The sequence below is a fragment of the Streptococcus mitis genome (assembly GCF_002096815.1).
Classification (GTDB): domain Bacteria; phylum Bacillota; class Bacilli; order Lactobacillales; family Streptococcaceae; genus Streptococcus; species Streptococcus mitis_AD.
In genome coordinates, this window is record NZ_NCVJ01000017.1 from 141,904 (window position 1) to 158,365 (window position 16,462).

Annotated in this window: 18 protein-coding genes and 1 tRNA gene; 3 read left to right on the forward strand and 16 right to left on the reverse strand. The window is 38.5% G+C overall.

From position 1 onward, the window contains the following. Positions 1-13: 13 nt before the first annotated feature. Entirely contained in the window at positions 14-2,002 is a 1,989-nt protein-coding gene (locus B7696_RS02610) for a peptide ABC transporter substrate-binding protein (protein ID WP_049486662.1), read from the reverse strand. A gap of 161 nt (positions 2,003-2,163) precedes the next feature. On the opposite strand from B7696_RS02610, the gene B7696_RS02615 reads away from it, so the two are divergent. Then, positions 2,164-2,234: transfer RNA gene (locus tag B7696_RS02615), tRNA-Cys, on the forward strand. 195 nt (positions 2,235-2,429) lie between these two features. Here the strand turns inward: B7696_RS02615 and B7696_RS02625 are convergent. The 12 genes from B7696_RS02625 to B7696_RS02685 form a co-directional block, all read right to left on the reverse strand. Further along, on the reverse strand, positions 2,430-3,761 hold the full coding sequence (locus B7696_RS02625) for a hemolysin family protein (RefSeq protein WP_084861983.1): 1,332 nt from the start codon (positions 3,759-3,761) through the stop codon (positions 2,430-2,432). Positions 3,762-4,028: 267 nt separating this feature from the next. Next, complete coding sequence (gene endA, locus B7696_RS02635) at positions 4,029-4,853, reverse strand: DNA-entry nuclease EndA (RefSeq protein WP_084861985.1); 825 nt, start codon at positions 4,851-4,853, stop codon at positions 4,029-4,031. A gap of 38 nt (positions 4,854-4,891) precedes the next feature. After that, positions 4,892-5,080 carry a DNA-directed RNA polymerase subunit beta gene (locus tag B7696_RS02640; protein WP_033684807.1) on the reverse strand — a complete coding sequence of 63 codons (189 nt, stop codon included), beginning with the start codon at positions 5,078-5,080 and terminating at the stop codon, positions 4,892-4,894. After that, positions 5,073-6,356 carry a UDP-N-acetylglucosamine 1-carboxyvinyltransferase gene (gene murA / locus B7696_RS02645; RefSeq protein WP_084861987.1) on the reverse strand — a complete coding sequence of 428 codons (1,284 nt, stop codon included), beginning with the start codon at positions 6,354-6,356 and terminating at the stop codon, positions 5,073-5,075. Before murA ends, B7696_RS02640 begins: the two co-directional genes overlap by 8 nt. 11 nt (positions 6,357-6,367) lie before the next feature. Continuing rightward, positions 6,368-7,411: an acyltransferase family protein gene (locus B7696_RS02650; RefSeq protein WP_084861988.1), complete on the reverse strand. Its 1,044-nt coding sequence runs from the start codon at positions 7,409-7,411 to the stop codon at positions 6,368-6,370. Between the two features lie 61 nt (positions 7,412-7,472). After that, positions 7,473-7,703, reverse strand: coding sequence for a DUF1146 family protein (locus tag B7696_RS02655; protein ID WP_084861990.1), 231 nt, complete (start codon positions 7,701-7,703; stop codon positions 7,473-7,475). Positions 7,704-7,759: 56 nt separating this feature from the next. Further along, a complete protein-coding gene (locus tag B7696_RS02660; protein ID WP_000727281.1) occupies positions 7,760-8,797 on the reverse strand; it encodes a SepM family pheromone-processing serine protease in 1,038 nt (345 codons plus the stop codon). Next, entirely contained in the window at positions 8,781-9,269 is a 489-nt protein-coding gene (coaD, locus tag B7696_RS02665; protein ID WP_084861993.1) for a pantetheine-phosphate adenylyltransferase, read from the reverse strand. The genes B7696_RS02660 and coaD overlap by 17 nt, the downstream gene beginning before the upstream one ends. Further along, entirely contained in the window at positions 9,259-9,798 is a 540-nt protein-coding gene (gene rsmD / locus B7696_RS02670; protein ID WP_000706954.1) for a 16S rRNA (guanine(966)-N(2))-methyltransferase RsmD, read from the reverse strand. Before rsmD ends, coaD begins: the two co-directional genes overlap by 11 nt. A gap of 64 nt (positions 9,799-9,862) precedes the next feature. Then, positions 9,863-10,855: an aspartate--ammonia ligase gene (gene asnA / locus B7696_RS02675; RefSeq protein ID WP_000748003.1), complete on the reverse strand. Its 993-nt coding sequence runs from the start codon at positions 10,853-10,855 to the stop codon at positions 9,863-9,865. 110 nt (positions 10,856-10,965) lie between these two features. Next, a complete protein-coding gene (locus B7696_RS02680) occupies positions 10,966-11,649 on the reverse strand; it encodes a Bax inhibitor-1/YccA family protein (protein WP_084861995.1) in 684 nt (227 codons plus the stop codon). A gap of 54 nt (positions 11,650-11,703) precedes the next feature. Beyond that, positions 11,704-12,444, reverse strand: a complete 741-nt coding sequence (locus B7696_RS02685; protein WP_084861996.1) for a TrmH family RNA methyltransferase — start codon at positions 12,442-12,444, stop codon at positions 11,704-11,706. Positions 12,445-12,477: 33 nt separating this feature from the next. On the opposite strand from B7696_RS02685, the gene B7696_RS02690 reads away from it, so the two are divergent. Further along, complete coding sequence (locus tag B7696_RS02690) at positions 12,478-12,756, forward strand: acylphosphatase (protein ID WP_033681252.1); 279 nt, start codon at positions 12,478-12,480, stop codon at positions 12,754-12,756. A 77-nt stretch (positions 12,757-12,833) separates the two neighbouring features. After that, positions 12,834-13,760: a membrane protein insertase YidC gene (gene yidC / locus B7696_RS02695; RefSeq protein ID WP_084861999.1), complete on the forward strand. Its 927-nt coding sequence runs from the start codon at positions 12,834-12,836 to the stop codon at positions 13,758-13,760. 176 nt (positions 13,761-13,936) lie between these two features. On the opposite strand, the gene B7696_RS02700 is transcribed toward yidC, so the two are convergent. The 3 genes from B7696_RS02700 to B7696_RS02710 form a co-directional block, all read right to left on the reverse strand. Continuing rightward, the gene (locus B7696_RS02700) at positions 13,937-15,025 is read right to left on the reverse strand and encodes a sensor histidine kinase (protein WP_049515998.1); all 1,089 of its coding nucleotides are present in this window, start codon (positions 15,023-15,025) and stop codon (positions 13,937-13,939) included. After that, on the reverse strand, positions 14,995-15,681 hold the full coding sequence (locus B7696_RS02705; protein WP_000323581.1) for a response regulator transcription factor: 687 nt from the start codon (positions 15,679-15,681) through the stop codon (positions 14,995-14,997). Before B7696_RS02705 ends, B7696_RS02700 begins: the two co-directional genes overlap by 31 nt. A gap of 61 nt (positions 15,682-15,742) precedes the next feature. Next, positions 15,743-16,462, reverse strand: coding sequence for a hypothetical protein (locus tag B7696_RS02710; protein WP_049516002.1), 720 nt, complete (start codon positions 16,460-16,462; stop codon positions 15,743-15,745).

Sequence of the window (16,462 nt, forward strand, 5' to 3'; positions counted from 1 at the left end):
TATTGAAAATTATTTACTTCACATGACTTGCCAATTCTTTTTGAGCTTTCTCGTTTGACTCAGTCTTTTCTTTCAACCATTTTTCACGAGCTTTTTCATACTCTTCTTTGGTGATTGCTTTTTCACCAACTTCAGTGTACTTCAAGTATCCTGAATTTTCACCTTTAAGGCCGGCTACTGAATATGAAGAGCTAAATGGTAGAACTTTTGAAACATATGAAACGGCTGTTTCTTTAGGAGAAGCCATTACTGGAATTGTCAAAGCATTATCAGTCAACCAAGCTTGTGCCACCGCGTATTTTTCATAACGTTTTTGAACATCTTGGTTTTCGCTGTTTGCGTCATCAAGTAATTTTCCATAGTCAGCTAAACCAAGTTTGCTTACTACTGATGCATCTGTGTTTTGGTCAATACCAAGGTAAAGACGAGTGCTTCCTCCCTTAAGGACGAATTGATCCAAGAAAGTAGAAGGATCTTGATAGTCAGGGTTCCATCCTAGCAAGGTATGGATATCCCAGTCTTGCTCTTTAGCTGTTGGAGCGCTAAATGAAATTGGTAAAGCTTCTGCTTGAGTCATTTGTTGTAAGTCTACAACAACATTATCTGAACCCAATACTTTTTCAATTGATTGTTTCAATGATTGAACACGGTTTACAACCGCTGTTGATTCTTGGATAACCAAGGCATCCAAGTGGATTGGGAATTCAACACCTTCAGCTTGTAGGCTTGATTTTGCTTTAGCAAAGATTTCTTTAGCTTTTTCTTCATTGTAAAGGCCATTTTGAGAATCTGCTAGAGACACGTTTGACCAAGTAGAAGAATTTGTCTTAGCCAAGCTATCTTGTACCAATTCACCAAATGTTTTCTTACCAACTTGAAGATTATAAGGTGCAAATGTATTACGGATGGCTACTGCAGCTCCATCAGTACCATTTGTTTGAGCTGAATAAGAATTGCGATCGACAGCAAAGTTCAAGGCTTGACGGAATTCCTTGTTTAGCAATGCTTTCTGAGTAGATGTCTTTTGGGCATCACTTGTTTTGGCAGTGTGGTTATAGGTTGTACGGCCATAGTTCAAGCTGACAGTTGCAACACCCGCTCCTGGTTCATTAAAGTAAATGTTATCTTTAAAGTCAGCTGCATATTTTTCATATGTAGAACTTGTAGGGAAGATACGAGCCTTGCTATATTGACCATCAGCAAAACCTTTGGCAATGACATCTTGGTCCTTACCATCCCAGAAAGTGAACTTAACGTTCTCAATTTTTACATTTTCTTTGTCCCAGTAAGCATCATTTTTAGCCATCTCGATAGATGATTTTGGAGTTACAGATTTTAAGACAAATGGACCGTTATAAAGAATAGAGTTAGCATCGGTTGGGGCACCAAAACCTTCCCCTTTTGAAGTTAAGAATTCTTCATTAACCGGCATCAAAACACCACTAGTGGTCTTGTCATTCCAGAAAGTTTCTGGCTGGTTCAAGGTATATTCTAGTGTTTGATCATCAAGCGCTTTTACTCCAACGGTTGAAAAATCGCTTGTTTCACCCTTGATATAGGGTTCTAATCCCTTAATAGAAGAGCTAACGATTGAAAGTCCTTTTGATTTTCCATCTACGGCATGTTTCAAACCAGTAACGAAGTCTTTAGCAGTTACAGGAGCGTATTCTTCTCCCTCTGCTGTAACCCATTTAGCATCCTTACGGATTTTATAGGTATAAGTCAAACCATCTTTTGAAACTGTCCATGATTCAGCAATAGAAGGAACCAGGTTACCATATTTATCATTAGCCAACAAACCATCTACAGCATTTGTTGTGACGAATGATGTAGAATCGATATTGCTGACGATATAATCCAAGGTTTCTGGATCTGTTTGATAAACATATTGGTAATCTTTTGCTAGTTTAGCATTATTTGAACTAGTGTTTGAACACGCAGCTAGAACTCCTGACGCTAATAAGGTAGCTCCCGCTACAGCAAGCACTTGACTTTTTTTCATTTATTTACTCCTCTTATAAATAAAGTATAGGTTATCATCAATTATATCATAGATTTCAAGAAAAGTAAACGAATTTTCAGAATATTTAGGCTTATTGATACAAAAAATCTGAAAAAGCTATTGACTGAAAATCATTTTCAAGGTATAATAATAAACGTTAAGGCGGTATAGCCAAGTGGTAAGGCACGGCTCTGCAAAAGCTTGATCGTCGGTTCAAATCCGTCTACCGCCTTCTTTAACTTGATTTATCAGGTTTCATTTAAACAGAAAGCCCAATTTAAAGGGCTTTTTTCTTTTTCCTTGAATAAATACGTATAACTTTAAAAAACTTTTGGGGCAAGTTTGGGGCTGAGTTTTTCGAGGACACAATTTCCTTTTGAAATCAACTGAAAAAGCTTCGTCACACCTGGTGACAAAAGCCTCTAGTTTACTCTGTTTCTTCTTCTATTTCAACTTCGGTAATTTGGACTTTTACCTTGGTAACGCGTCCATTTTTCACTTTATCATTGGTAAGGATAAGCTGTTTGTTTTGGCTGACTAATTCATAACTGAGTTTCTCAGTCGTTGGAATGGTCCCAACTCCTGTCAAATAGTAACCAGCGATGGTATCAACGTCATCACTTTCCAGTTCAACATCAAAGTAGTCATTAAAATCATTGAGATTCATGGTACCTTGAACAATGTAAGTATCCTCACCGATTTGATGAACATCTATTGCCGCTTTATCTGTTTCGTCATCGATTTCCCCAACGATTTCCTCTAAGAGGTCTTCTAGGGTCACCAAACCAGCCATCCCACCGTATTCATCCAGCAAGATTGCCATTTGTCTTTGAGTATTGCGCAGTTCTTTTAATAAGTCATCCACAAAAATAGTTTCAGGAACAAAAAGTGGATCTTGTAAGATTTTCTTCCAAACAATATTGTCAAAACCGTCCACAAAGCCCGCATTAAGGAGACTCTTGGTGTGAATGATTCCAATCACGTTATCCTTGTCTCCATCATAGACAGGGATACGAGAATAATTTTGTTTTAAAATACTTTGGATGATGGTTTGACTATCATCCTGAATATCGACCATAAAGGCATCCGTTCGAGGAACCATGACTTCTCTGGCCATCAGTTCATCTAGTGAAAAAATCCCTTGTAACATCTCAATTTCGTCAGCATCTAGTGTTTCTTCACTATTTGTCAACATGTACTCAATTTCATCACGGGTCATTTTTTCGTCAGCATCGTCAAAGGTCATCGGAGTCAAGCGACTCAAGAGATTGGTAGATGCAGACAAGAGCCAAACAAAGGGACTAACTAGTTTCCCAAGCCCAATGATAACTGGCGCTGTACGAATCGCCAAGGCATCCTTTAGATTAAGAGCGATTCTCTTAGGATACAATTCCCCAAAAACGATGGAAATATAAGTCAAAAATGCTAAAGATAGAAAACTTGCAACGGCATAAGATGTTTCGCCATTTCCAAGCCAAGATGCAATTTCTCGTCCCAGAGTGTCTGCCAAACTCGCCCCAGATAAGATTGTAATCAGGGTAATCCCTACTTGAATGGTTGATAAAAAGTGGTTAGGATTTTCTAGTACCTTCAGCAGACGGATATAGCGTCTATCTCCTTCTTCTGCCTTTTGTTCAACACGCGCACGGTTAAGTGAAACCATGGCCATTTCTGTGGCTGAGAAAAAGGCATTTAATACCGTCAAGATAAACAATAAAACAAATTGTAGCAACAAATTCTGACTACTTGGGTCTTCCATAGTTCTTCTCCTAAAATAGTATCTTATCCTTTATTATATCACAAAATATAGTCCAGTACATATTATTTTTTATCATACTCTTCGAAAATCTCTTCAAACCACGTCAGCTTTATCTGCAACCTCAAAGCCGTGCTTTGAGCAACCTGCGACTAGCTTCCTAGTTTACACTTTGATTTTCATTGAGTAACAGTATCTATTGTAGCCCTGCTTAAACTAGTAAGAAAGAACTCCTATATCCACAAGTGACATAGGAGTTTATTTTGTATTTTACTGAGTAACAGTCACTTCTCCAGTTCGGTAATCCAGTTGAAGCCCTTTTTGAACATTGGGAACTAGAACATTAAATTCCAATTCTCCGTCTGAAGACTTAGCTTCAATCTGTGAAGCTGAAGGAACTAAATCCTCATTCGAAGCGTAGTAAAGGGTTACACGGTAACGGACACGCTTGTTTTGGTCCAAGGCCTTACGTACCATGCTTTCATAGTAGTTTTGACCAGTCGAATCCTCGGCTTGCGCCTGATTTGCCCAGGCTGTTTGAACAGCAATGTTTTTAGGATTGCTTGTCGAGGCATCAAAACCATCCAAGCCACCGATTAAGGCATAGCCTAACAAGTGACCTCTATCGACCGCATGGGTATAAGTACCCTTTAGATTCTTAACCTGATGCCAGCCAGGAGGAGTCCATGAAGTCGAACCATTCCCAGTTTCTTCACGATTCTTGTACTGACGAGTAGCCTTAGACAAGAGGGCATTTGCTACGGTTGGTACTGTTTCCTTTCCCACTGTCTTTGTTTTGTTATCAGCGTAGGGCTTACTTGAAACTTTGGCATCTAGATTTGTTTTATTACCATTGACGATAAAAGCACCTGATCCATTCCACTCCAGACTCCCTTTTATTTGACTCTTGACTACATCTGTTAAGACACTTTCTGCCAATTCTTGACTAGGAGCTTCAGACGCTTGTTTTTTCTGACTCACCTTAGTTTTAGGAGTATTAGCTGTCGACTGCATCTGCTTGATATAATAGCTTCCCGCAGATAAAAGCAATAACACTAGTAGTCCGATCAGTGTCTGTCTTGTTTTTTTATCCATTTTTCTCCTTATCTCTAGAAAAAGACTGGTTCTCCAGCCTAATTTCCTGTAAATTTATGAATCAATTCCTGCCATTTTGCTGGAGACAGGATAGCCCATGGATCTTGACCCTTGCCCAAGATTCCATAACCTACCATTAAGCCGACACCTAGGGCTAGAGCACCCAAAAACAGTACCAAAATGACTAGAAGTAAACGCTTGATTACGTAGCTTGATTTCTTATTCATCTTCATCACTTGCCTCAATCCGCTGAATATTAGCACCTAGCTGTGCCAACTTCTCATGAAAACGGTAGTAACCTCTATCCAAGTGAACCAATTTACCGACCACAGTTTCTCCTTGTGCTACCAAACCTGTCAAAATTAAGGCAGCACTGGCACGAAGGTCAGTTGAAAGAACTTCTGCCCCCTGCAAAGGTTGACCACCAACAATACGAGCTGTATCACGGATAATCTCAGAGTGCAAGCCCATGCGACGCATTTCTTCTAGATGTTGGAAACGATTTTCGAAAACTGTCTCCACCATAGTTGACTCCCCTTTTGCGACGGTCATCAAGGCTGTAAATTGAGCCTGCATATCTGTTGGAAATCCTGGGTGAGGCAAGGTTTTCACATGAACAGCTTTTAGATTTTCTAGTTGAGAGCGAACTCGAATCCCTTCAGTCTCCTCTGTCACTTCCACTCCCATTTCAAGCAACTTGGCAATCAAGGGACGGTTATGCTCCCAGACAGCGTCTCGAATCAAGACATCACCACCAGTCATGGCAGCAGCCACCATAAAGGTTCCAGCTTCGATACGGTCTTGGACCACATTGTGAGTCGTACCGTGAAGTTTCTCCACACCAGTAATGGTAATGGTCTCTGTACCAGCCCCTTTAACCTTGGCTCCCATTTCATTGAGGAGAATGGCTAGGTCCACAATCTCAGGCTCACGCGCAGCATTTTCAATCACTGTCACCCCATCAGCCAGAGTCGCCGCCATCATCAAGTTCTGCGTAGCACCAACACTTGGGAAGTCCATATAGATATGAGCGCCATGTAAGCGATCAGCCTTGGCTTCGATGTAACCAGCTGTCTGACTAATCTTAGCACCCATAGCTTCTAGACCTTTCAAATGAAGGTCAATAGGACGGCTACCAATCGTACAACCACCTGGCATGGATACCTTAGCATGACCTACACGGGCAAGAATTGGCCCCAAAACAACGATGGATGCGCGCATCTTGCTGACATACTTGTAAGGAGCTTCCTCAGTGATATCGCCAGTCGCGTCCACCTCGACAAGATGAGCCTCCTCATCAAAATCTACCTTGGCATTCAAACCACGAACCACCTGATTCATAGTGAAAACATCTGACAAGATTGGAACATTCTGCAAGACGGTCTTTCCTTCACTGGCTAGAATAGTCGCTGCCAACAAGGGCAAGACTGCATTCTTTGCTCCTTCGATCGTAACACTTCCTACCAGACGATTATCGCCACCTTGAACCACAATTTTTTCCATACTTATTTCCTTTACTCTTGATTTTGTAATAGACTTACTTTCTTTGTAATTCTATTAACTAATTTATTAATAATCCAAGCTAAAATTAGACTAAGGACCAGCACAAAAAATGTAAATATCACATCATTTATTCTGGATGACACAAGTGTTTTTCCTAGCATAGAAATAACTAATCCATGTATCATATATAATTCAAACGATATACTACCTATTAAAATCAAATATATATTTGAAAAATTTATTTTTTTCAAAAAAACAATAATAAAGTAGATTGTAAAAATAATATTATCTAAATTAGCAGCTAACGCATAACTATAACTATCTTCTAAATGCACATACCTCAACAAAATATCGTATTGATGTGAAATAAAGAGTAACACAGTTACTAAAACAAGTATGATAAAATAATGTCTATCTAAAACTCCATCAATTTTCTCTTTATTTTTAGCCCATATTAAGCCAATTATGAAGGGGAAAACACTATTATACCACCAAAAACCGTAACCTAATTTTATAGCTAAACAAATATAACCAATTATGAATACTGTATTGATAACAATAGAAATAAACTTATTTTTGAAAAACTTAAATGATATATAAAAAAATATATACATTAGAATTATAATATCGACAAACCATCCATTATAAATAATTGTACTTCCTTTTTTAAATAAGTTAGCAAAAAAATCTAAATCCATTAATTGACCGCTTAAAAATCTGTAAAACATATAAATCAAAGATATAGAAAAAAATGGAACTAGAATTTTAGAAAGTCTCTTAACTAAAAAATTATCTAGATAGTTTTTCTTATTTTCGTTCTGAAAATACAATCCATAGGCTGATAAAAAGAAGAAAATAGAAACGATATAAGTTCCCATATAGGAAAAATTAGAAAATTCATCACCAGATGTAACCCATTGTGACAAATGATGAAATATTATTCCTATAGCTAGAAATCCTCTAAGCCCTGATGTAGATTTAACATTTAGATATTCCTTATTTTGAGGTAACAAATAAATTAATAGCGTTATCAACAATAAGATTATAATATCCATGAATTCTATTTCTCCCTATAAGTTTAATAATATCTTGAAAGTAATTTCTTAAACACGCAAATTATAATGATCCTCTAAGCGCTTCTTGCCACAACTGATATAGGCTGATAAAGAAAGAACTCATGATGTAGCCCATTACAATACTGAAAAAGGCTACTAGTAAACGAACTTTTCCTGTATTCTCAGTTGTCACTTTTAAAACCTTTTCCCATCTAACAAGATCCTTTAAAAGGTAAAAACTCACATAAATAAAGAGCATGTGACTGCTTAGAGTGAATAATAATTGAACCATTTGACTATTATACCATCTTCTCTGTTTGTGCGCTAGTTTGGAAACTTAACTTAAAACTAGGGATTGTTTTTCAAGTAATCAATTGCGTCTTGTAGGGTTTTAACAGGCACGATTTTCATATCTGTCTTGATTGTTTTAGCTGCTTCCAGAGCTGTTTGGTAGTTGTTTTTAGCATCCGGATGCGCTTTTTGTTCTTCTTCGCTAACAGGGTTATCAGGGGCAAAGAAAATCGCGGCACCTTCTCTAGCCGAAGCTACAACTTTTTTATCAATACCTCCAATATCCCCCACATTCCCATCGCGGTCAATGGTTCCTGTACCGGCAACGATACGACCATTACGAAGGCCAGGGTCAGCTATTTGGGTATAGATGGCCAGACTAAACATGAGACCAGCACTTGGGCCACCGATACCGGCTGTTGAAAAGCGAATTGGAACATCACTGGTCACTTCTGTACGGTCAATCAAACCGATTCCAATTCCATTTTTGCCATTTTCCAAGGTGATAATCTTACCTTCTGCAGACTTGGTTTGCCCATCCTCTTCATAGGTGACCTTGACGGAGTCCCCTAGTTTTTGAGAATTGACGTAATCAATCAAGTCTTTGGAACTGTCAAAGGTTTGATCATTGACTGCTGTGACCGTATCAGAGATGTTAAGAATCCCTTTAAAGGTCGAATTATCCGTCACAGTCAAAACATAAACCCCAAGATATTTTAGTTCAATATCCTTACCAGCTGTTTTTAGCCCTTGATACTTGGCCATATTTTGCGATGTTTGCATATAGAATTGATTGATCCGCATAAATTCAACATCGGAAGATCCACCTGTAGTCTCCTGAGCACTACGAATATCTGTAAAAGGCGTCAACCAAGCATAAATCATATGGGCTAAAGTAGCGTGCTGGACACCAACCGTAACGAATTGATAGGCACCAGCTTCCTTATCTTCTGTGTCATTGACTTTAAGGACTTGGCGAATATCTTCCGAACCACCTGGAACCTCTATATAATAGGGCAAGGGCACTACAAATGCCAAGAAAGTCACAATTAAGGCCGCAATGACATATAAGGGCCATCTAATCTTTTTTTTCATTTCTTATTTCCTCCAAAATACTCTCAGGAACATAGCAAGCAATATCCTGACCAAACTTCAAAAGCTCTCTAACACCGGATGAACTGAGATAGAGATGTTCAGGTCGACTATGTAAATAAATGGTCTCTATATCAGGAGACAGCTGATGGTTGTAGTAATCAAAACTGGCTTCATATTGCAAATCCGCTGTATTCCTCAAACCACGCACTAGACAAGTAGCCCCCAGTCTTTTTGCGACATCAACCACCAATTCATCATGAGAAGACACAACTTCAACATTTTCCAAATGTTTCAGAGCCTTTTCTAACCCCTGTTTACGATTTTCGATAGGGAGAAATCCTTGTTTGTGGGGATTAAAAAAAATACCGACATAGAGCTTATCAAAGAGTCTGCTCGCCCGTTCAATGATATCCAGATGCCCATTTGTCATCGGATCAAATGAGCCTGTGAATAAGCCAATCTTATCTGACATAAACTGTCACCTTACTAATTCCATAAATTTTTTCCTTCCAGATGCCCAGGCAGGCAATTTCTTCTGGAAGTTCAACGGCCTTATCCGTCTCACACACAACCATGACATCTTCAGAAAAAAGCTCCCTCTCAGCCATTTTTTCAATATCTGCTACGATTTGTTCCTTGGCATAAGGAGGGTCTAAGAAAATGAGGTCGAATTCCCCAGATACCTGTTCCAATGCCCTTTCTGCATCCATCTTGAGGAGTTGAAATTTTCCAACTTCCTTGGTCATCTGAATATTTTCAGCCACGATAGCCTGAGCCTTACGGTCTCTCTCCACCAAAACAGCGCTGGACATGCCACGCGAGACTGCCTCGATAGATAAACCACCACTACCTGCATAAAGGTCCAAGACTCGTCCCCCTTCAAAGTAGGGACCAATCATGTTAAAAATGGCTCCCCTAACCTTATCCGAAGTAGGTCTTGTCGTCTTTCCTTCTAGTGTCTTGAGGGGACGTCCCCCATAGATTCCTGATACGATTTTCATACCGTTTATTATACCAAATTATGGGCAAAAAGAGAAAGAAAACCGAACCTTACGGTTCGATTCTCTATAAAATATTTTCGTAAGTATCGCGGACTTCTTGAGGCCAAACACTTGTTTGCACTTCTCCGATGTGTTTCTTGCGAAGTAGGAACATAGCCATCCGAGATTGTCCAATTCCCCCACCGATTGTCAATGGGAATAGGCCGTTCAACAAAGCCTTGTGCCATTCCAATTCTAAACGGTCTTCATCACCTGTGATGGCAACCTGACGGCGAAGCGTTTCTTCATCTACACGGATTCCCATAGAAGACAACTCAAAGGCTCCACCCAGAGACTCATTCCAGACAAGAATATCACCATTTAGACCCTTGTAGCCATTTTCAGACTCACTTGTCCAGTCATCGTAGTCTGGTGCACGTCCATCGTGCGGTTTACCGTCTGGTAATTCACCACCGATACCGATCAAGAAGACTGCTCCAAATTCTTTACAGATAGCATTTTCACGCTCTTTTGGTGTCAAGTCTGGGTAGCGTTCTACCAACTCTTCTGTGTGGATAAAAGTGATTTGTTTTGGCAAGATTGATTCGATGTCATAGCGGGCTTCAACAGCTAGCTCAGTAAGACGAATAGCCTTATAAATCTTCTCAACGGTTTCTTTTAGATAAGCGATATTACGTTTACCATTTGGGATAACTTTCTCCCAGTCCCACTGGTCAACATAAACAGAGTGGGTCGCATCCAGCGAATCTTCGTCTGGACGAAGGGCCTTCATGTGGACAAAAAGACCTTCACCCTCACCGAAACCAAAGCGAGCCAAGGTATGGCGTTTCCATTTAGCAAGTGAGTGCACAACTTCATAAGTAGCATCAGGGATTTGGAGAACCTTGACCGATACGGCATTCTCCACACCTGATAAATTATCCTGCATCCCGTCACCGACCCTACTTAAGATAGGACCTTGAACTTCGACAACTTCTAGCTTATCTTTCAAATACTGGGTAAAAGTGTTTTTGACAAAGGAAATCTCTTCTTGTTGATGAATAAAACTTTTCTTCATAAACTACTCCTCAAAAAATTAATTAAAAGCATTATACACCTATTTCCAAGAAAAGAAAAGAGAAAATTTAAAAAAATCAGTGCTCCTTCGAACACTGATTTCATGGACCTTTAGTCATTGCGACCAAAGATACGTAGAATACTGAGGAAAAGATTGATAAAATCAAGATAGATACTGAGTGCCATTGAGATGATCCAACCTGTCGCTACTTGTCCTCGTGACTGCTCATAAACATAGCGAATCTTTTGATTATCCCAAGCAATCAAACCAGAGAAAACCAAGACCATGGCAATACTAATCATGTAGTCAAAGAAGCTATTGGCTAAAAATAGATTCACAACCATGGCAATGATGAGACCAACAAGCGCCGCCATCAAAGCTCGTCCCATTCCACTCAAATCCTTCTTGGTGAAAATCCCGATTGCCGCCATGACAAAGAAGAGAAGAGCGCTGGATACAAAGGCTGACAAAACTGTTCCCGGTGTATAGAAGGCTACGACAAAGCTAAGGGTGAAGCCATTCAGTAGGGAGTATACTAGAAATACTGGCAGAGCTGCTGGGCTATTTTTTGCAGCCATGCTACTTGCAACAAATACCAGAGCAAGTTCTGCAAAAGTTGCAACCATCAACCAGAGACGGCCATGCATTAAAAAGTAAGTCAATTGAGCCTGAAAGACTGTCAACATCAAAGCTGACACCAGAGCTGATAGTCCAATTCCAATCCCTACAAAGGCATAAACCTTAGCGTAAAATTGATTGAGACCTGAACGTTCTTGAATAATTGTTTGATTCATTCTGATTCTCCTTTTTCTATAACTATATCTTGATTATAACAAAGTTTTTTTAAATTAGCTGAAATAAAACATCAAAATGCCTGCGGCAACTGCCACATTGAGACTCTCCGCCCTACCTTTCATACCAATATGAACCAGCTGATTGGCACTTTCAGCCATGATAGGACTAATCCCTTGCCCTTCATTTCCCATGACTAAAGCAAAATTTTCTAGGGGAGAAAGCTCACGATAATCCTTGGAATCTCTCGATAAGGTCGTTGCCAGAATGGGCAAATTGCTCTTCTTTGCCTCTTCTATAAAGGTAGCAACAGGCATACGATAGATGGGCAAATGAAAATGGCTTCCTTGCATGGAACGCAGAGTCTTGAGACTGTAAATATCCGCTGACTTGTCTGAAACAATGACCCCTGTCAAACCTGCCGCGTCCGCAGTCCGAATCATGGTACCTACATTACCAGGATCTTGGACATCTTCTAAAAATAGAAACTTACCCTGACTAAAATCAGGCGGTCCCACTTCTTCTTTTTGAATAACTGCGACAATGCCTTGAGGTGTTTGCGTATCTGCCAAATCCCGCAAAATCTCCTCTGAAACCCAGACTGTTTGAGGAAAAGCAGCTAACTGATTTCGGTAACTTTCCAGAGCAAAGATCTTCTCAATCGTCACTCCAGCTTGAACAGCTTCTTCGAATAAGTGCCAACCTTCAATCAAATAGGCAGACTTTCGATATTTTTTTTGATGCAATTTCTTGGCATTTTTTACCACTGAATTGGCTTTTGAGGTTATAATAGTCATAGAAACATTATAACACAATCAAAGGGGTTTGGTATGCAAAAGGTTAGAATGATCGCCCAAGGTAGGGTGCAGGGAGTCGGCTTTCGTTGGGGTGTTTACAGCTTGGCACTTGAAATTGGTGGCATCACAGGTCGAGTCTGGAATAATGACGACGGCACAGTGGAAATTTTAGCCCAAGCAGACTCATCTACTATCATGGCAAAATTTATCCAAGAAATCCGAAAAGGACCCACACCTTTTTCAAAAGTCAGCTACTTAGATGTCAAACTAAGTAACTTTCCTCCTTACCCTGACTTTAAAATCGCAAATTAGGTCTCTAGAACTATTGTATATTTTGTAAAAAAACAGTAGAATAGAAAGGTATAATTTTTAAAGAAGGAATAAAAACAGTGAAATCTATTAAACGTTTTGCACTCTCAGCTATGGGAGTGGCTATGTTGCTAGTCTTGACTGGCTGTGTTAGAGTCGATAAAGCCACAGGAAAGCCAATAGGATTTATTTGGAATACGATTGGAGCGCCTATGGCTGAAGCTATCAAGTACTTCGCTACTGATCAAGGTCTAGGCTTTGGTGTCGCTATCATCATCGTAACCATTATCGTGCGCTTGATTATCTTGCCACTTGGTATCTACCAATCATGGAAGGCAACGCTTCACTCTGAAAAGATGAACGCCCTCAAGCACGTCCTTGAGCCACACCAAACACGTCTCAAGGAAGCGACTACTCAAGAAGAAAAACTCGAAGCCCAACAAGCTCTCTTTGCCGCTCAAAAAGAACACGGCATCAGCATGTTTGGTGGTGTAGGATGTTTCCCTATCCTCCTTCAAATGCCTTTCTTCTCTGCTATCTACTTTGCTGCCCAACATACTGAAGGTGTTGCTCAAGCAAGCTACCTAGGAATTCCTCTAGGTTCTCCAAGTATGATTTTGGTTGCCTGTGCTGGTATTCTTTACTATCTTCAATCGCTCCTTTCACTTCACGGAGTAGAAGATGAAATGCAAAGAGAACAAATCAAGAAAATGATTTACATGAGCCCACTCATGATCGTCGTCTTCTCCCTTTTCTCACCAGCTAGTGTCACACTTTACTGGGTTGTTGGTGGTTTCATGATGATTCTCCAACAGTTTATCGTCAACTATATCGTTCGTCCAAAACTTCGCAAAAAAGTCCGTGAAGAACTAGCCAAGAACCCACCAAAAGCACGTGCTTTCTCTACACCAAGTGGACGAAAAGACGTTACTCCTGAACAACCAACTGCTATCACAAGCAAGAAAAAACACAAAAATCGCAACGCTGGAAAACAACGTTCGAGATAAAGCTACGTAAATTATCCAATAATTAAAAAACGAATGAATGATAAATAGTTTTCATCAACTAGATATCATCATTCGTTTTTATTATCTACCGTTACATCTTATACTAGTCGAAAAAGTTAAATAGTTTAAAAGCTCACATATAAAAACTATTCAATCATAAATTAACAAGTAAATCACTATGATTTAATACAATTCACAGTTATTAAAACTTCTGCTCCCTCGTCTCTATTTCTAAGCTCAACTCGGCCTTTGTGTAGTTTTGCAACTCTACATACAAAACTTAGTCCAATACCATAATGTTGCTCTTTATACGATCTAGCTTTATCCATACGATAAAAGAGCTTTCCAAAATTAGTTAAAACTTCCTCTGGAAATTCCGAACCATTATTCCATATACCTATTTTCAATTCCTTCCCCTCTTGCTCTACTCTAATTTTAATTTTAGGATTCTGTTTATCAGCGTATTCCAAAGCATTTGTTAAAATATTTTGTATGGCACGAATCAGAAGAGATTGATTTATATAATAGTTTTCAGTTCCTTTCACATTTTGTTCAAAAGAAAACTTCATCTGATTTTTTATCAAAAAAGAGACTTCTTTCTCTAATTCATTGATAAAATCTGAAGAGGAATACTCCGTCCAACCTGTCTCATCATCATAATAGGTTTTAGAATAGTGAATCAATTGATTGAAATAATCTAGTAACTGTTGACTAGCTCTTTCTATATCTGCTAAGCATTCTTGAGATTGGTCGTTTTCAGTTATCGTCTGCAAAAATTCCACATTTCCCCTAATAATGGTTAAGGGAGTTTTTAAATCATGAGAAGCTGCTGAAACCTGAAACATCAAATCTTCCTTCTGCTGTTTCTCATTAACTATTAATTGTCGAATTCTATCTTGCATCACAATAATCCGATTTCCTGTCTCGCGAAATTCTTTAACCGTTAAACTTTCTGTACATTCCTTCTTCAACCACATACTATTTTCATAAATCAAAGTCATTTCATAACTCAGTTTTTTCAACAATTTTCCAATGTGATAACTTATTAGAACAATCAATAAAACACAAATATATATCCATGATGACACATTAAAAAAGATTGATAGAACACCACTATTGTTTAAAGTTTTCCCATCTTCATTTATTTGTATAGATACTGAAGCTAAGGGAATAAGATAGGCCATTAGTAAGCCAAGACTAAACTGCCAAATAATTCTCCAACAGGTTTCTCGAATTAATTGTCTAAAACTTTTGATTCTACCCATTGATATCCTCCACCGTATAAGGTTTTAATTGGATTTAATTGATAAGGTTTCAACTTTTGACGAATTTGATAAATGTACTCTGAAACCGAACGTAAGAGCGCTTCTGAACTTTGTGGATATAGATAATTATAAATTTCCTCAATAGAATATATTTTACTTGGGTTGCTTGCCAAAAGATTCACTATGTCAAATTCCCTCCTTGTCAGAGCAATCTTATCATCGTTTACAAATAGTTCCTTACTATCCGTATATAGTATAAGCTTCCCAATCTTTATTTGATGAACATTTCCTTTAATCCGTTCTTCACGACGTAAGTGCATTTTAACACGTGCTAACAATTCTTGCATACTAAAGGGCTTCATAATATAATCATCAGCACCTGCATTAATTCCAGCTACTAAATCTTCATCCATATCCTTAGCAGTTATAAAACAGATAGGAACAGTTATCTGTTCGCGAATCATCTGACAGATCTCTAAACCACTAACAGGCATCATAATATCTAATAGAATCAAGTCAAAGCCTGTAAAATCACAAAGATCAATCTCTTCTATCTTATTTCGTATGACTACTTCATATTTTTCATATTCTAGTACTTTTTTTATTAGGCGAAGAATAGCGAGATCATCATCTACCACCAAAATTTTATAAGCCATAACTCACCCTCCTAACTATATTATAGCACTAACCAAGAAAAAGACAGGACATCCCCTGTCTTTAGCGTACATTTCTTCCTATAAGTATCAATGTAGCAAATAGAAAAACAATTAATAACCAAACTATTTGTATCCCTAAGCCTTGCCACACTGGATAATAAAGCGACAAGGGATGGGTATAAAAACAATTCATACTAGCTAGTAATGGTAAATTTCTAAAAAAAGAACTGAATTGTAGTAACATTTGTCCCAACCCCAATAAAAGGGATAAACTGATTCCCAAAATTAAGATAAAAGACTGGGAAATAAATACAAAAATACCACTTAAAAGAGAGAAGGTTAGAATAGAAATACATGCTGGAAATAGGATTGTCAGAACATGTTTAATATTACTCAAAAGATTGATATTGTAGTATCCTTGGGCGATTAGTATACATAATGATATTACAGCGACCAATAATACAATTTCCACACATAATACAATAGCTAGTTTACAGATTATAAATTTCAAACGATTTGGACATGTAAGAAAACTGGTACGAAGGCTAGAACCTGTAAATTCTTGACCTATAAATAGAACCGCTAGACTAACGAAACCTGCCTGTCCTAAATAGAGACTTTGCAGTAGCTGTTCCAAAACAAACTGTAGAGTCAACTGGTCTGGCTTACTATTTAAAAAAACAACCATCGCCGGAATACACAGTAATAGAGCACCTATAATCAACCAGTGCCAAGGATTCATAATAAACTTGAGATACTCACTTTTAAGTTGTTCTTTCAA

Excerpts from the sequence above, each read along its gene's own strand:
- B7696_RS02690 (WP_033681252.1), top strand. The coding sequence starts at position 12,478 with ATGCAAAAGGTTAGAATGATCGCCCAAGGTAGGGTGCAGGGAGTCGGC.
- B7696_RS02705 (WP_000323581.1), bottom strand. The coding sequence starts at position 15,681 with ATGGCTTATAAAATTTTGGTGGTAGATGATGATCTCGCTATTCTTCGC.
- B7696_RS02610 (WP_049486662.1), bottom strand. The coding sequence starts at position 2,002 with ATGAAAAAAAGTCAAGTGCTTGCTGTAGCGGGAGCTACCTTATTAGCG.
- coaD (WP_084861993.1), bottom strand. The coding sequence starts at position 9,269 with ATGTCAGATAAGATTGGCTTATTCACAGGCTCATTTGATCCGATGACA.
- B7696_RS02650 (WP_084861988.1), bottom strand. The coding sequence starts at position 7,411 with ATGGATATTATAATCTTATTGTTGATAACGCTATTAATTTATTTGTTA.
- endA (WP_084861985.1), bottom strand. The coding sequence starts at position 4,853 with ATGGATAAAAAAACAAGACAGACACTGATCGGACTACTAGTGTTATTG.
- murA (WP_084861987.1), bottom strand. The coding sequence starts at position 6,356 with ATGGAAAAAATTGTGGTTCAAGGTGGCGATAATCGTCTGGTAGGAAGT.
- B7696_RS02660 (WP_000727281.1), bottom strand. The coding sequence starts at position 8,797 with ATGAAAAAAAAGATTAGATGGCCCTTATATGTCATTGCGGCCTTAATT.
- asnA (WP_000748003.1), bottom strand. The coding sequence starts at position 10,855 with ATGAAGAAAAGTTTTATTCATCAACAAGAAGAGATTTCCTTTGTCAAA.
- B7696_RS02655 (WP_084861990.1), bottom strand. The coding sequence starts at position 7,703 with ATGGTTCAATTATTATTCACTCTAAGCAGTCACATGCTCTTTATTTAT.
- B7696_RS02685 (WP_084861996.1), bottom strand. The coding sequence starts at position 12,444 with ATGACTATTATAACCTCAAAAGCCAATTCAGTGGTAAAAAATGCCAAG.
- rsmD (WP_000706954.1), bottom strand. The coding sequence starts at position 9,798 with ATGAAAATCGTATCAGGAATCTATGGGGGACGTCCCCTCAAGACACTA.
- B7696_RS02640 (WP_033684807.1), bottom strand. The coding sequence starts at position 5,080 with ATGAATAAGAAATCAAGCTACGTAATCAAGCGTTTACTTCTAGTCATT.
- B7696_RS02700 (WP_049515998.1), bottom strand. The coding sequence starts at position 15,025 with ATGGGTAGAATCAAAAGTTTTAGACAATTAATTCGAGAAACCTGTTGG.
- B7696_RS02680 (WP_084861995.1), bottom strand. The coding sequence starts at position 11,649 with ATGAATCAAACAATTATTCAAGAACGTTCAGGTCTCAATCAATTTTAC.
- B7696_RS02625 (WP_084861983.1), bottom strand. The coding sequence starts at position 3,761 with ATGGAAGACCCAAGTAGTCAGAATTTGTTGCTACAATTTGTTTTATTG.